Source organism: Kribbella sandramycini (assembly GCF_013131805.1).
Classification (GTDB): domain Bacteria; phylum Actinomycetota; class Actinomycetes; order Propionibacteriales; family Kribbellaceae; genus Kribbella; species Kribbella sandramycini.
Genome location: NZ_JABJRC010000013.1, coordinates 1 through 15,195 on the forward strand (window position 1 = coordinate 1; position 15,195 = coordinate 15,195).

The 15,195-nt window shown below is 66.5% G+C and carries 15 protein-coding genes; 1 reads left to right on the forward strand and 14 read right to left on the reverse strand.

The window, feature by feature from the left end; genetic code table 11:
- The 12 genes from HPO96_RS34950 to HPO96_RS35005 form a co-directional block, all read right to left on the reverse strand.
- Window positions 1-913: cytochrome c biogenesis protein/redoxin (locus HPO96_RS34950; RefSeq protein ID WP_238355858.1), on the reverse strand; the 913-nt coding region annotated here is incomplete at its 3' end.
- 200 nt (window positions 914-1,113) lie between these two features.
- Window positions 1,114-1,905 carry a ferritin-like domain-containing protein gene (locus HPO96_RS34955; protein ID WP_171678762.1) on the reverse strand — a complete coding sequence of 264 codons (792 nt, stop codon included), beginning with the start codon at window positions 1,903-1,905 and terminating at the stop codon, window positions 1,114-1,116.
- 139 nt (window positions 1,906-2,044) lie between these two features.
- Window positions 2,045-2,782: an anti-sigma factor gene (locus HPO96_RS34960; RefSeq protein WP_171678763.1), complete on the reverse strand. Its 738-nt coding sequence runs from the start codon at window positions 2,780-2,782 to the stop codon at window positions 2,045-2,047.
- A gap of 7 nt (window positions 2,783-2,789) precedes the next feature.
- On the reverse strand, window positions 2,790-3,395 hold the full coding sequence (sigK, locus tag HPO96_RS34965) for an ECF RNA polymerase sigma factor SigK (protein WP_337796936.1): 606 nt from the start codon (window positions 3,393-3,395) through the stop codon (window positions 2,790-2,792).
- 184 nt (window positions 3,396-3,579) lie between these two features.
- Window positions 3,580-4,251 (reverse strand): fasciclin domain-containing protein, encoded by a 672-nt coding sequence (locus HPO96_RS34970; protein WP_171678765.1) that lies wholly within the window; start codon window positions 4,249-4,251, stop codon window positions 3,580-3,582.
- A 590-nt stretch (window positions 4,252-4,841) separates the two neighbouring features.
- Window positions 4,842-5,408: a hypothetical protein gene (locus HPO96_RS34975; protein WP_171678766.1), complete on the reverse strand. Its 567-nt coding sequence runs from the start codon at window positions 5,406-5,408 to the stop codon at window positions 4,842-4,844.
- 52 nt (window positions 5,409-5,460) lie between these two features.
- Window positions 5,461-5,748, reverse strand: a complete 288-nt coding sequence (locus tag HPO96_RS34980; RefSeq protein ID WP_171678767.1) for a hypothetical protein — start codon at window positions 5,746-5,748, stop codon at window positions 5,461-5,463.
- Between the two features lie 180 nt (window positions 5,749-5,928).
- On the reverse strand, window positions 5,929-6,978 hold the full coding sequence (locus tag HPO96_RS34985) for a nucleotidyltransferase family protein (RefSeq protein WP_171678768.1): 1,050 nt from the start codon (window positions 6,976-6,978) through the stop codon (window positions 5,929-5,931).
- An 18-nt stretch (window positions 6,979-6,996) separates the two neighbouring features.
- On the reverse strand, window positions 6,997-7,629 hold the full coding sequence (locus tag HPO96_RS39965; RefSeq protein ID WP_202886808.1) for an MMPL family transporter: 633 nt from the start codon (window positions 7,627-7,629) through the stop codon (window positions 6,997-6,999).
- A gap of 395 nt (window positions 7,630-8,024) precedes the next feature.
- Window positions 8,025-8,534, reverse strand: a complete 510-nt coding sequence (locus HPO96_RS34995) for a GNAT family N-acetyltransferase (RefSeq protein ID WP_171678769.1) — start codon at window positions 8,532-8,534, stop codon at window positions 8,025-8,027.
- Window positions 8,531-9,331, reverse strand: coding sequence for a class I SAM-dependent methyltransferase (locus tag HPO96_RS35000; RefSeq protein WP_171678770.1), 801 nt, complete (start codon window positions 9,329-9,331; stop codon window positions 8,531-8,533). Before HPO96_RS35000 ends, HPO96_RS34995 begins: the two co-directional genes overlap by 4 nt.
- A 151-nt stretch (window positions 9,332-9,482) precedes the next feature.
- The gene (locus HPO96_RS35005; protein WP_337796937.1) at window positions 9,483-10,184 is read right to left on the reverse strand and encodes a GAF and ANTAR domain-containing protein; all 702 of its coding nucleotides are present in this window, start codon (window positions 10,182-10,184) and stop codon (window positions 9,483-9,485) included.
- Window positions 10,185-10,428: 244 nt separating this feature from the next.
- Here HPO96_RS35005 and HPO96_RS39370 point away from each other — a divergent pair, with 244 nt between their 5' ends.
- Entirely contained in the window at window positions 10,429-10,563 is a 135-nt protein-coding gene (locus HPO96_RS39370; protein ID WP_272954780.1) for a hypothetical protein, read from the forward strand.
- Between the two features lie 33 nt (window positions 10,564-10,596).
- On the opposite strand, the gene HPO96_RS35015 is transcribed toward HPO96_RS39370, so the two are convergent.
- A complete protein-coding gene (locus HPO96_RS35015) occupies window positions 10,597-11,028 on the reverse strand; it encodes a hypothetical protein (RefSeq protein WP_171678771.1) in 432 nt (143 codons plus the stop codon).
- 542 nt (window positions 11,029-11,570) lie between these two features.
- Entirely contained in the window at window positions 11,571-15,158 is a 3,588-nt protein-coding gene (gene mobF, locus HPO96_RS35020) for a MobF family relaxase (protein ID WP_272954781.1), read from the reverse strand.
- Between the last annotated feature and the right edge of the window lie 37 nt (window positions 15,159-15,195).

Sequence of the window (15,195 nt, forward strand, 5' to 3'; positions counted from 1 at the left end):
TGATACAGGAGTAGGCCCAGAAGTCGACCAGGATCACTTTGCCCTTGAGCCCGGCGATCGTCGCCGGTTTGCCGCCCGGGGTGTTGAACCACTTCTGCGTCCCGGTGAACTCCGGCGCGGCGCCGCAGACGGTCAGTTCGGCGGCGCCCGGCGTACACTTGGCCAGCTCCTGCCCGCCCTTCCCGAGGGCCGGCGCGAGCACGCCCTGGACCGTCTTGTTCTCGGCGACCTTCTGTTCCAGACCGCTGGTGTACGACGGGAGCGAGCGCTGGATCACGTCCGTCACGTTGAAGGCCAGTGCCACCGCCAGCAGGATCATCACGATTCCGCCAGCCGTCCGGAAACCCTTCTGGTGGTTGCGGTAGGCCTTGACCCGCTGGGAGATCCGCGAGCCGGCCGACGCGAAGATCAGCAGCGGCAGCGCCGCGCCCATCGCGAAGGAGACGGTGAGGACGACGGTCCGCCAGCCCACGTTGCCGGTGGCGCCGGCCACGGTGATGGCCGCCAGGACCGGTCCCGCACAGGGGACGTACAGGGTGCCCAGACCGAGCCCGAGGACAAACGCGCCGTTGTTGTTCTTGTTGATCTTCGGCAGCCGGTAGAAGGGCTTCTCGATCCAATGGCCGAGCGCGGGGAAGATCAAGCCGAGGCCGACCAGCGTCAGGATCGTCAGGCCGCCCCAGCGCAGGAAGTCGTCCGGCAGACCGAGCGCGGACAGGATCACCGAGCCGGCCAGCGTGAAGACGCTGAAGCTCACGACGATCCCGGCGATGATCTTCAACGGACGGAAGTCTCGCGCAGGCTTGGCGATCTCGACCTCTTCGACGAGGAGGTCACCTTCGCCGACGGTCTTCCTGGTCGCGGCGGGTTCCTTCTTGCCGGTCGTGCCGGCGAAGAAGATGATCGGCAGCATCGGCAAGACACAAGGGGAAACCCCGGTGATCAGGCCGCCTACCAATCCGATAAAAGCAAGCGTGATCATCGGGACACACTCCAGCTCGTAGGATTCTTGAACGATTGCCAGTACTTCGGACCGTGAAGGGCCGGCGGATGGGTCGGACCGCTTGCAGGCGGTATTACCGCCTGCTTACACGCTGCGTCCTCACGATCCGGCTAGCGGATTTCGTGCCGGTGCAGCTCGCGTTCGACCAGGCCCAAGCCCTTGAGGCCGGGCAGCGTATCGATCTTGGCGTCGATCTTGCGGGCTTGAGCCAGGCCATCGGCGCCGCCGAACAGATAGGTCAGCAGATGGTGTACCTCCTCGTCGGGCATCACGCCGGATCCGACGATTCCCCACTTGTGCTGCAGCGCGAACCGGGTGATGCGTTGCGCCCTGCGGTTGCCCGCCAGTCGCTTGCGGGCTTGGCTGTTGTAGAACGCGATGTGGCGAGTCTCCTGTTTCGCGATGCGGCGCAGGATCTCGGTCAGCATCGGGTTGTCCTCGACGGCGATGAAGCGTGAGTAGCCGGCGTGGGTGCACCATTCATTGATCGCGCCCCAGGTCATGTGGGTCGCGATGAAGTCGGGACCGATCAGATTGGCCAGGACCGACTGGATCAGCGGTGCGACCCGGTCTCGCCAGCCGAGCCGTTCGCGGAGGTCTTGGATGTGCTGGGCGCCGGTGTGGACCTGATGGATCTTGAGGATCTCGTCCAGGACTTCGCCGTGCCAGTACTCCTCCCAGTTCCAGGCCGTGAGGAAGGTGGTGATGTCGGGATCGAGGTGCGCAGGAGTGACCAGCAGGTCGCGCAGGTAACACACGGTGTGGGTCTCTACGTCACTCATGTACTGCAGGCAGCGCAGCGCGCCGTCCGACAGCGGGTTGCCGCTGAAGGTCTCCAGATCGAGGTCGTCCCACCGCAACGGTTCGGCGGTGGCTGCGTAGGTCGCTAGATCGAAGCTCATGAAGAGTGTTCGTTGCCTGAGCGGTCATGGATCGTTGCCTCTTACATCGACCCGCCGTCTGCTATCTCACACCGGCTGTCCCACACCTGAGTAGATGCCCGCCCTGGCGATTCAGGACGGGCATCACGGCGAGCGAATGTCAGGCCATCGGTATCAGTGCTGCGACCGGCTCGGTGGGCCGTGTCGACCCGCCCGCGGGCTCGACGGTGAGACCGAACGCAATCTTGTCCGCGACCCCGCTGATCACAGTGGTGCGCTCGGGTGAGCCATCGGTCAGTCCGACCGAGTGAGCTGTCTTCGATCCGTCGATCATCCACATCTGGTAGGTCCGGTCCGGCCCCAGCCGCGGCAGACCGCTGAGCAGTACCACCGCGGAATCCTTACTGGTCGACGACACGACCGTCGCAGCACCCCCACCGGTCACGCTCGCGTGCTTGGTGGTCGCGTCCGGCTGGGTGAGGACCGCGGCGATCTGCAGGTTCTGCTGGCGCGACGCTGAGTTCTCGCGATACTGATCGATCGCAATCCCGCCACTGGTCGCGACCGCCAATGCCGCGGCGGCCAGAGCCAGCATTCCGCGCCGGCCAAACCCTCGCTTCGGCGCGATCACGGTCGAATCGTCCGCCGAGTCGGCGTCCGGTATGAGCGGCGGCAGCTGCCGGACGTCATTGAGTGACGCCATGACAGCCGACTTCAAGGCGGCCCGGGGCGGCTGAGCGACCTGTGTCGCGAGTTTGACAGCTGCTTCGCGCAGCTCGGTCACCTCGATCGTGCAGGACTCGCAGTAGGCCAGATGCTGCTCGAAATCGCCTCGCTCGGGATCGGGCAGGGCGTCGAGGACGTACGGTCCGGTCAGGGTGTGAACGTCTGGCGGCATGATGGTGTCACTTCCCTTCGGAACCTAGGCAATCGCGCAGCCTGAGCAGGCCGTCGCGCATTCGTGTTTTCACCGTTGCCACATTGGCTTCCAGCATCTCTGCAACGGCTGAGTAAGTGTGGCCTCCGTAGTAGGCCAAGGTGATCGATTCACGCTGCAATTCGGTCAACGACCCCAGACACCGGCGAACCTGCTCGGTCTCGAGGCTGGAGGTCACGGCATCGCTGACCTGGTCGAAATCGGTCTCGACCGACTGCCGCCCGACGGCCTGGTCGCGGTTGGTCGAGGCCTGCTCGGAGCGGACCCGGTCGATCGCCCGTCGGTGAGCGATGGTCAGAACCCACGCCGTCACCGACCCCCGGGCCGGATCGTAGTGGGCAGCGGTCCGCCAGATCTCAAGCATCACTTCCTGGCACACCTCCTCCGAAATCGCAGGATTCCGAACCACCCGGCGGACCAGGCCGTAGACCCGGGCCGACGTTAGGTCGTACAGCCCCGAGAACGCCGAGCTGTCTCCCCGGGCGATCAGAGCCATCAGGGCACCGTCAGCCGTCGCCACCGGCACGGTCTTCCCGAGTTCTCCCAGGGAGAACACCCGTCGCTGTTCGGTCACTGTCAGTCCTCTGCTCGACATCGTCGGTGAGCGGTATGACTGACTTCGTATCACAGCCACCGCGACGGCTCGCGCCACGGACGATCAGTTCGGTCCGCATGATGGAGCCGGAAAGCCGGTACTGCCGGATATCTGGTGAATGGCTCCGGCAGCACCGGCCCGGGACACCGGCCGGCGAGGATCGTCAGGCCGCCGGCGGCATCAGCACGGTGTCGATCAGGTACACCGTCGCGTTGGCGGTCTTCACGCCGCCGCAGATGACCTTGGCGTTGTTGACCATCAGGTTGTCGCCCGAGCCGGTGACGTTGACGTCCTGCTTCTCGACGGTCGCGTGCTTGCCGACGACCGCGGTCGCGTCCAGCTGACCGGGGACGACGTGGTACGTGAGGATCTTGGTCAGCAGCGCGTCGTTCGTCGTCAGGGTGCCCATGGTCTTGGCGTCGATCTTCGCGAACGCGGAGTCGACCGGCGCGAACACAGTGAACTCGCCGCCGTTCAGCGTCGAGACCAGGTTCACCTTCGAGTTCACCTTGCCCGACACCGCAGCCACCAGCGTCTTCAGCAACGGGTTACCCGAAGCGGCAGTCGCGACCGGAGCGGCCGCCATGCCGTCGACCGAGCCGGCACCGGTCGGGTTGGCCTTGGCGTAGTCGGCACAGCCCGGGCCGACCAGACCCGCCGTGTTGTCGACCGGAGCCGAAGAGCTCATCGAGTCCGACGGGGTCGGCGCCGAAGACGAGGTGCTCGTCGCCGGGGCGCTGCCCGCCTTGTCGTCGCCGCTGCCACACGCGGCGGTCACGAAGATCATGGACAGTGCCGCAGCGGCGAGGCCGACGCGGACGATGTTCTTGGACATGAGAGATCTCTTTCTGCTGAAGGAAACGGTGAACAAGCTGATCGACCGGAGCTGTCGTCGGCTGCTGAAGCTGCCGGTCGACTGTTCGTATCGAAGGTCGTCGGCGCCGCAGCGTTTGACGCCTGCGGCGGGATGACACCTCTGATTCGGTACCGGACCCCAGGCGGATAGGTCCCAGTTCGAGCGCCGGAGTTCGGCGCGTCCCGGTCATGTACCAACTGCTCCTCGCAGCAATTTGCTTGCTTCCGACAACTTTTTCGCGAGATCACCCATCCGGCGCAGCTACCGGCTCGAAGACCTTCACGACGGGACCGACGGCGGATCAGCCGGAAGCCTCGTCCTCACCGGCGATCTGCGGGTGAGCCCTCCCCCCATTGAAGGAGCAACACCATGCATCAGGGAATCAACATCGTCGTCGGCCTCTACGTCGAGATCAGCTCGCGCTGGAGCGGCGGTCACGGCGGCTGGCACCACAGCCTCCTCGGCCTGTTCAACTGACTCACCCCGTGAGCTTCGAGGCCCGCCGCACACCGTGCGACGGGCCCCGAACACGTCCCGCAGACGCTGCGTCGAACCGCCGGCCTGCCTGGCTAGGTGTGAGCTTTCACTTTGAGGATGCGGTTGAGGTGTTGCTTTACCGCGGCGACGTACGCGTCCTCATACTGCCGGAGCTCGGTCAGATCGATGACGCCGGGTTGGAAATTCATTTGTTTGTCCGCGGAGGTGGGAGTGGCGAGCCAGGCGTCGTGGCATGCTCGGCCGGCTACGCGTCTGAGGTTCGACAGGAGGGTGTCGTAGGCGGTGGCAAGTGCGGGGGATTCGCCCTTCATCCAGGTGGAGTAGTAGGTGAGTCTGGTCTGGACGTGACGCATCTCGTCGGCGAGTCTGTTGCGTTCCGATCCGGGCTGGTCGGCTCGGCGCCTGCGGATCGCGTAGGGGAACTCCTTGTAGGCGGCGACAGCCTCGAGGGCCTCGGCGCAGATCGAGCGTACTCGCGCGCGCTCGTCCTCACGGTTTCGTCGCCGTGCCAAGTAGGTGTTGGCGGCGGCGCCGACGATGGCTGCGAGGAGTGCGCCAGATAGCAGTGCCGCAACGAGTGGGTCTGTCTTCGCGGCGCTCGGGGGCGTCGCGGGTGGCGCGGTCGTGGTGACCGTCACCGTGACCGTTGGAGCGGTGCTGGTCGTGGGTGGTGGCGGACTCGACACTGGCTCAGTTCGCCTCCTTCGCGTGTGGTCCGTGCGGTGCCTCGTCTCCTAGCCATTCGCGGTACTCGCGCCACCAGCCCTCCTTGAAGAGGTGCTCGGCGGTCATGCCGAACAGTCCGAGGAGGCCGTCGGCTGGTACCCAGCGTCGAGCGGGCGGGTCGCTGGGGAGCCAGATGCACAGGCGGGTGCGGCCTCGGTCGGGGAAGCGATGGGGCGAGTCGTCGGCCGTGCTGGGACCGTCGGAGTAGACGTGCGGGGAGTACCCGCGGTCGTGGGCGAAGGTAACTGTCACGTGACGGGTCTCGTAGCCCGGCACGGGGAGGTCGACCTCGTAGATGTGGACAGGCCCGGTCCGAGGCTGTCGGCGGCGGTACTTCAAACGCGGGTATGCACGCCTTGCGCTTGCCTCGATTCGTCCCCGCCGGAGCCGGTCGTCCAGCCATACGGACGGGCGACGCGGTGTGCCGGTCATTTACTGGTGAGCGCGGTCGCCGTACGACTGCGGCCGCTTGAGCTCGAGGCCGGCACCCGTGGTGAGTGTGCCTGCAGTGGAGACTCGTAACGGCGTACGGGACTTGAGCGCTTCAGCCAGCCGCGCCTTCGACGTTCCTTGAGCCGAGGCGGGGACGAACTCCGGCCACAGGTCGAGTAGCTGCTTGCGAACCCACTCGGCATCGTCATCACGCTCGAGTGCGGCGGCAAGACGGTTCGCGGCGAACTGCAGCCGGTCGACAGCGAGGGGGCGATCGGCGACCTTGATCGGCGCCGAGACGCCGGCCGGGTCGGGAGTGAACCGACGCGAGAGGTCAGCCGCCCCTCGCTCCCACATCGTCTGCAGTGCGACTGCTTGCGACATCCCCGACGAGATGAACATCCAGCCGAGGGCCTCGACGTTGAACGAGCAGAGGACCGGCTCGCCGGTGCGTTTGTTCTCGGCTTTCGCGAGTCGGATCGCGTGCGCACGTACCAGCCGCAGCTGCTTGGGTTCCGCGGTCAGCAGTTCGGTGTGTTTCTCGGGATGGGACGGATCCCATCGGTGCTGCTCGGTGTTCGGAATCCAGAGGCCCGGCTGCGAGGCGCGGTCGAGGCCGACGATCAGGTCGACTGTCGGGTCTTCGCCGGCCGGTAGCGGTGCGTTGAACTCGATGTAGATCGCCCGCTTCGTGATCCGGAAGGTGGCCTTCGGGTAGTTGAGAAGCACTCGCGGGCGAAGCTGATCGAGGACCTGACGGACGATGTCGTCCGGGCCGATACGCGCGTCGGCGTCCGGCCCGAGATCCGGATAGGTATCAGTGTCGAGGACGACGCCGCAGTCGGCATCTAGCCCCAGGTCGCGCCGGTGGATCGGGCAGTTGGCGGTCTTGTGAGCCAACGAGCCCGACATGAATGTTCGGAGTGCGCCTGGAAAGGCCTGTGCGGCGTCGCGGGTCAGGTCGCGCCGTTGCCGAGCCTCCTTGAGCACGCTGTCGTCAGGCGCGAGTTGCGCGCGAACGTCGTCGAGGAGATCGTCTGTGCACCCCATGGGGTACCTCCAGATGGTTCAGAGCAACGAGCAGGGTAATGACGTCGTCCTGCCCCAGGTCCGAACTACATCAGTGTGGTTATCGTATCGCCTCCCTGTGACATTTCCCAGGCGGATGTCGCAGGGGTGACTCGGTGGCGGAGGCTGAGGCGGGTGGGGAGGCAGCGGAGGGGGTGGGGGACCGCCAGTTGGCGGGGGTCGGTGAGGCGCATGAGGGCGGGTAGGAGGAGGGTGCGGATGAGGAAGGCGTCGAGGAGGGCGGCGGCGGTGAGCAGGCGGCCGGTGTGTTGGAGGCCGGCGGCGATGGCGGCCGGCATCGCGCTGTTCCTGGATGCCGGAGATGAGGAAGACCTCGTAATCCATGGCGAGTCCGTAGGCGACGCAGAACATCAGGACGGGCGCGACGAGGTCGATCCAGCCGGTGACGGTGAAGTCGCCGAGGAGGTGGCCGCGCTGGAAGACGAGCACCATGGCGCCGAAGGTGGCGGTGAGGCTGAGGCTGGAGCGCAGGATCGCTTGCAGGGGGATCAGTAGGGAGCCGGTGAGGGCGAAGAGCAGGACGGTTGTGGTGCCGATGATGATCAGCGCCGCGAGGGAGAGCCGGTCGGCGACGCCTTGTTTGGTGTCGCTCAGGACGGCGGCGCCGCCCACGCGGCTAACGGGCTCAAGCGCCAGCCGCCGTCCCCGCCGGCCGCACCCTATTGACCCTCGGTCCGGCAACCACCTGCTGTCCGGACTGCGACAAACCGGCGGTGGAAGCGACCAACTAGTGAGCTATCCGTCGGCGATCGTCTGGACCGCTTAGCGGACCGTGCGATCGGACCGATGAGCGGCCGATGCCGTAGATGCTGTCGGCGATCCCTACCGCGGGGCCAAGCTCGTGAGCACTCCCGGGGCGGCGGTGTCGCCCCGGGAGTGCCGAGGCGACGGTGTCGCAGCAGCGCACTGGCGCTGGTGACCACGTTGAACAGCAAGTTGGTCGGCGTCGCTGCCGGGCTGGGCACGCCTCCTTGCCGCGGCACTCAACTGGAGGGCCGACTGGGGCCCTAAGCCAAGGTCAGCGCCATGACGACGCTCCGGTAGGTTTTGCCCGGCCACTGGATCGAGTCGACTTGCGCGAAGCCCCAGCGCTGGTAGAGGCGGATGAGCTCGGTCGCGGGTTCGGCTGTGTCGACGCCGATCGTGGTGGCTGACAAGTCGGCCGCGGTTCGGCGGCCGATGGCCCAGAGGTGGGTTCCGATGCCGGTGCCTTGGTGGGCCGGCGCCACGGCGAGCTGGCTGAGCCATGCGCGGTTGGGGGTTCGGGCGTGTTCGGTGAGTTCGGCGAGTGCGGGTTCCGGGGGCATGCTGATAGTGATGGTCGCGAGGAGTGCGCCGTCCTGCTCCAATACGAAGCAGTTGCCGCTGGAGGCGCGGCGGAGGGTTGTGTCGTCGTTCTGGTCGACTGCGGTGAAGTTCAGGCCGCGGCGGCCGAGCTCGGCGTACGCGTCGTGCAGGAGCTCGGTCAATCGTGGGGTGTCGGCAGGTGTGAAGGGGCGTACGACGGGTGTGGTCACGAGCTCTTGCCCGGTGACACGATCAAGGTCAGCGAGCCGCTGAAGTGCGGCTGGGTGCGAAGGCGGCCGTGGTTCCGGTCCCAGGTGCCGTTTCTGAGGTCTGCGCTGAGGTGGGTCTCGAATCGTTCGTGGGCGTCAGGGGTAACGAAGCTCCAGGCCGAGTTGGCGCGGCGGGCGCCAGGATCGAGCAGTCGTTCGGGGCGGCCGTAGTACGCCTCGCTGAAACCGTCTGTGCAGTGGAGTGGGATGGGGAGGAGGTGCGCCTGGCCGCCGCCGAGCCCGGCCAGGATCGTGTCGACCGGCGGGTAGCGGCGCGCTTCGGTGTCGATCGCTTCGGGGGCGTACTCGTAGAGCCAGAAGCTTCGCAGCAGCGTCGGGTCGCAGGTGAGTACGGCGATGGGGCCGCGGGTGACGCGGCGTGCTTCGGTCAGGCCGGCGGCGAGGTCGGGCCATTGGTGGACGGTGAAGGTGGCCATCGCGGCGTCGAACGTGTTGTTCTCGAAGGGCAGGTTCTCCGCGGTTGCGTCGAGTGCGGCGACGCGGTCGGCGGGGCGCTGGGCACGCATCTTGGCCGACGGTTCGACGGCGGTGACGTCGAGGTCGCGTGGTTCGTACGAACCTGCGCCGGCGCCGATGTTCAGGACCGAGCGCGCGGTGCCGAGTGCCTCGCGGATTGCGGCCTCGAACTCTGGTTCGGGTTGCCGGTAGGACGTGTAGCCGTCGCCGATCCGTGCGTAGTCGGCGTCTCCGGCGCTGCCGTCCGCCGAGCGTTTGCCGGCGTGGTCTCGGGTGCTCATCAGGCTCCTTTGCTTGAGAGTTCCTGCGGCCGACGTTACGGCAGGACCAGTCCCACCAGTGGCCTGCCGAAAGGACCACTCATGCAAGTGGCAAGTCAGTGGCTCAATCGGGTGAACCGAGCGTGGGCGGCTCGGAACCTGTGCGCGAAACCTATTGCGAGCGAGGTAGCTTGCGGGTGTCGATTAGCTCTTGGGCGACGTCGCGGAGCTTCCGGTTATTGTCTTGGGAATAGCGGCGAAGGATCGCGAACGCGCGATCGCCGTCGACGTCGAAGCGCTCCATGAGGATGCCCATCGCCTGGCCGACGAGTTTGCGGGCATCGACCGCGGCCGCCATGTTCTCTTCCTGCCGTGCGGAGGCGACCGCCACGGAGGCGTGGCGGGCCAGGATGTGCGCGATCGCTTCGTCGTCGGCGCTGAAGCTGTCCGGGGCTTCGTTGTAGGGCGACAGTGCGCCGATGGGCCGGTTGCCCAGAACCATGGGGACGTGCAGGACGCTGCGAATACCGAGCTCGAGCGCCTTGTCGCGCCAGGCCGGCCATTCGGTGTCGTCGGCGATGTCCTGGACCACGAGGACCGCACGGGTCTCCAGCGCGGTGATCAGCGGCCCGGCGTCGCTGTCGATCTGGAGCCGATAGAGCTCTTCGATCGCTGGGTCGGTGACGGCGCCGATTTCGGCGCGGCCGCTCCGGACGGTCAGAACGACGCCTGCGTGGCTGGAGCTCTCGGCCTGGAGCGCGAAGTCGATGACCGCCTGAAGGGTCTCTTCGACACCGGGCGCTTCGTGGAGCTCGACCGCGAGTCTGGCGAAGGCGTCCGCCGCGGTGGGAGCGTTGGGGTCGATCGTGGGCACGGTGGCGTCCAAGCTGGGATCAGCCTCCGCTGGGTGATCAGCTCGGGAAAGGTCCATGGGAACGATCATGCCGTGCTCCGGACCCCAAAATCACGCGGCGAGCCACTGTCTCACCCGGCGCGGCGCAGCGCCAAGGGTCTCACCGGCCGTGGCCGGGGTGTGACGGAACCGAGCTGATCTCGCCGGGAAATCGGGGACTGGTGACGCCTGTCACCCCACTCAGGAGTGGGGTGACACTGGGGCTGTGGGCAACTTGTCGCCCGGCCTGACCGGGCCGGTCGCGTTCGAGCTCGCGTGGGCGGTCGAGGAGGTGCCCGGCGAGCGCGCTTTGCCGGGCGGTTCGAGGTACGAGCCGAAATGGGACGGCTATCTTCACTGAGCCCGTCAGCCGGTTGGAGGATTGGAAGCCGGATCAACCCCAAGAGACACTCACGAAATGATAGCCAGGTGGCAGGGCCGGCGCGCCTTCGGCGCCGTCCCAGGTGGGGTAGGGGCCGTTGGCACAGTCGGTCTGCAGCTCACGGGTCAGGTCGTCGACTTCCGCGAGACTCAGTGTGGTGACGACGCCGACCTCATTCGAGTACGGCCACTCACCTTCGGGATACTCGTCCCATTCCAAGTGGTCCAGTTGCAGGAACACCTCGTGGACGGAAGGGTGCTGTCGAAGCCGTTCGAGACCGGTGCGAACTGTCGCGACATCGAGCTCTGGACCGAGATTCGGGATGATGCTGGCCGGATCGTCGTTGCCGGTGAAGAACTCTTCGAGAGTGCAGATAACCATCGCTTCATCACCGCCGCGGCCACGCGCCCGTCGGACGAAATCGGACTTCAGTTGCTCATCCACGAACGCGATGGTAACCGTTCAACTCCAGTCGCTCGCACAGCACGGTCACCTCCTCGGCACTTGAAGAGTTCAGTCAACGAGACGCGCTGGAGCGGTGGTCCGTGGCGATAAGGTGCGGATCTGGTCTCGCAACGGCAACGACCTGACCAGCAGGTTCCCTGACGTCGCCCGAGCGCTCAGAGCCCAGGTGCGGGTCGGCCGAACCGCAGATGCCGAAGGAACTCGTCCGCCGGGCGGCATACTTGAAGGTCCTGTTCCAGCACCGTCCAGTACCGCGCACCCGACGGCAACTGCACCACAAACGCTCGCACCCAGCCTCCAGATCGCCAACGGCATGCAGACACGAGCGCCAACAGTAGGGAGCAGCTCGGCGTACGACGGACGCCTCACGCGGGTGTCGTACCCCCGCCGAAACACACCTCAGTACGACAGTGCGCGACACCAAATCGACCTCTCTAACAACTAACCCACCGGTAGGAGCGTGCTAAGCCGCGGCTGCCGATTCTGACTCGAACGGCGTGGACGACAATCCTCGATCAGCGCTACCGCTGGTAGGTCAGGCCCTTGGTGTCTCCCTCCGTCCAAGTTCGCGGAGGCGGCGCCGGACGAGTCAGCTGATTCAGCAGACTGGCGTACAGGAGGTGCTGGTCTGACATGGCTGGCGAGGGTGCTTTGCCGAGTGGAGTCGTGTCACGGACGGCGTAGCGCTCGCGGTATGCGCACACTCGCCGAAGGATGTCTGTGCGCTGCGAGGCCGGATAGTCAGCAGTGAGCCGAGAGAACTCCTGGAACCAGACGTCGAACTGCGTCGGCGCGTTCTCGGCGAGCCAGTCAGCGCGGAGCGAGATCTGAGTTTCTAGCTCTCGGAGCGGACCAATGAATGACGGGTCGTTGACGCGATGGGCCGGCGTGATGATCCCGGCGATGGTCGTGGGAAGCCGTCCCGAACCACGTGCCGCTCTTGCGACCAGCCGGCTGACACGAGCGTGGAGAACCGCGGCGACGTCGTGGGCATCTGCCAATCGGGCCTGGGAAACAGACCTACGCAGCAGGTCGCTGGAAGCCAATCCAACGTCTTCGCCGCGTCGTAGCTCCGAGACGAGGGCGCCGTAGGCGGGGGAGGCCTGGACGGCGGCTTGGTCGGTAGGGGGCAGGCCACTGGTGGTGAGGGCTGTGGTGATGCGGGTGCGGGCGTCGAGTTGGCAGAGGTGTTCGTAGATGGGGACGAGGCGGTCGAGGCGTGTGGCGTTGTCGAGTTGTTGGCGCAGGACTTCGTGCGCGGAGAGTTCGACGCCGGGGTTGGTGAGGACGGCTTCGAGGACGTCTTGCATGGTCTGCTCGTAGTGGGGTTCGTGGACGTCGGGGGTGGGTTGGTGTGTGGCTATGTAGGCGTGGTTTGAGTGGCGGCCGCGGGTTAGGCCTACGTAGAGGAGGGCTCGGGTGAGGTGGTCGGTGACGACGAGGTGGGCTGTGTCGACGGTGGTGCCTTGGGCTCGGTGGGTGGTGGTGGCGTAGGCGAGCTCTACGGATTGTTGGACGTAGGTGGCCGGGAGGGTGACTGTGTGGCCGGTGGGGTTTTGGACGGTGAGGGAGCCGTCGGGCCAGCGGTGGATGACGGTCCAGTGGTCGCCGTTTTGGACGTAGCCTTCGGGGTGGCGGAGGCGGCGGTTGTTGAGGCGGGTGACGATGTGGTCGCCGAGGCCGACGTGGGTGCCGTCGTGGAGTTCGAGGCCGTCGGGTTCGACTTCGCCGGTGGTGATGCGGTCGAGGCGGGCACGGGCGTTGAGGCGGGCGACAGTGGTGTTGTCGGCGGCGATGAGGAGGCTGGATTTGCCGGCACGGGTGTCGGCTAGCCACGCCTGGTAGGCGGCTTCTTCCATCTGGTCGTTGGGCCCGGCGGTGAGGCGGTCGTGGTTGTCGTAGGTGTCGATTACCTGGAGTTCGCCGGTGCGGAGGGCGAGGCTGGCTTCGCGTTCCCAGGGGTGGGTGAAGCGCCAGACGTCGCTGAGTTCGGCGGCGGTGGTGTCTTGGGCGATGAGGCGGAAGGCGCCGCCGGTGTCTGCGGCGCCGAGTTGGGCGTCGTCGCCGACGAGGAGGAGCTTGGCACCGGCGGTGTTGGCGGCGCGGGCGAGGATGGCGAGTTCCATGGTGCCGGCCATGGAGGCTTCGTCGACGATGACGAGTTGGTTGGGGTGGAAGGTCCAGCGGTCGTCTTCGGCGCGAAGCGCCGCTAGTTGTTCGGTGAGGCGCTGGTGGCGGCGTTTGCGCCAGGAGTCGTGGGCGAGGTCGGCGGCGCGTGCGGTGTCATGAATGTGTTGGCGACGGGTTTCGGCGCCGAGGCCGGCGGATTCGTAGACCCACTTGGCGATGTTCTCTGCGGGGGTGCCGATGGCGTCGGACAGGATGGTGGAGGCGGCTGAGGAGGGCGCGAGCGCGATGATCGATCCGTCGCCGTAGGCGGCTTGCCAGTTGGTGACGAGGGTGGCGAGCAGGGTGGTTTTGCCGGTGCCGGCGGGGCCGACGAGCGCTTCGACTTTCTGGCCGCTGGCGGCGATGCGGTGGAGCGCGCGGACCTTGTCGGGGCTCAGGCCGTCGGACCGGACCTGCCGGTCGTGGAGTCTCGGGCCGGTCGTGTCGCGGGCGAGGTCGAGGAGCGCGGATTCGGCGCCGAGGATGACGGGTGAGGTGTAGATCTGGCCGTTGTGGATGGTGAAGACGCTCTCGCCGCTGTCGCGGGTCAGTGGGGTGCTGACGAGGGTTGGTGCGGTGAGGCTGATCGAGTGGCGCTCGGCGGCAGTGACCACGGCTTCGAGGGCGGTCATGCGGTCGTCGGCCGATGCGAATCGGAGCAGGCGGGTCTGTCGGGCGGCTTCGGCCAGCAGGTTCCAGCGGGTCCAGGTCGCGCGTTTGAGCTGAAGAGTGAGGACGGTCGCCGCGCCGTAGGCGTCGATGGTCTCCGGACTCAGGTCGGCAGCCGCCAGCGGACGCTCCTCGCGCTGGTCGAGTGACTCCCGGATCGCCGCGACGACGTCGCTGCCGACAGCTTGATCGGCGCGCTTGGCCCACTCGGCCATGAGGTCGATCAGAGGGCGGGCGTGATGCTTCGGTGGCCGGTTGATCAGGGTCGCCTGCTGCCGTAGGACGTACATCTCGCGGCGGGTCGGCGGGGGCAGTTGGTCTTCGCGGGCGTCTAGGAGTGCGGTGAGGTTGGACTCGATCTGTTCGGTTCTGGCGGAGAACTCCTTGATGAGGGCATCGGGGATCGCGTCGATCTCGAAGGACGGGTTGCGGCGTTCGCCGCGGTCGCGGAGCTCCCAGTTGACGCCGACCCGGCGGGTGAGGTTGTCGGCCAGGAGGACGTTGTGGATCTCCGACATTGCGACGGTGGCGCGGTGCAGGACGCGGCTGTCGAGGGTTCTCCAGACGCCGTCGTCCTTGCCCTGGACTCGATTGGCGACGACGACGTGGGTGTGGAGCTGCGGGTCGCCGCTGCGGGTGTCCCAGTGGTCGAAGGCCGCGGCGAGCAGACCGCGGGTGTCGATCTGGGCGATGCCTTGTTCGCCGGTGCGGCTGAACGTCGCGTACTTCTCGATCAGACTCACAACCTGGTCGACGGCCTCGTTGTGTGCGGCAACGATCTGCTCCTGGGTGCCGATGTCGGAGATGGCCCATAGCGCCGAGACCGACTTGGCGGGGGAGAAGGTGAAGTCGAATCCGGCGACTGCGTGTTGTGTCTTGGTGCGCATCTCGGTTCTGTGGATCTGCCGGATCGCTGTCTGTCGTTGTGCGTCGTCGAGGGTGGGGTCAAGGGCTCGGATTTGTTCTTGGATGCGTTGGCTGGGGCTCTTGTAGACGGGATATGGGCGTCCGAGCTGGCGCCCGTCCAGCGGGTCCTGCGCGCGGCCGAACAGCGCGGCCATCTGCGATTCGGTGACCTCGGTTCCGGGCGCCAAGGTGCCGTCGCCGAGTCCGGGAAGGCCGCTGCCGAGCCACCGTCCTGGTGGGTATCCGGTGGAGGCGTAGTACGCCGTCAGCGGGGTTGCCATGCGGCGGTCGAGGTCGCCTGAGGCCACATGTTTGAGGAGATAGTTGTAGCCGTCTCCCGCTGTCATGCGGTGGATGCTCAGCATCGGTGCCAACCCCGAACGTGCCTGATTTCCGGATCCA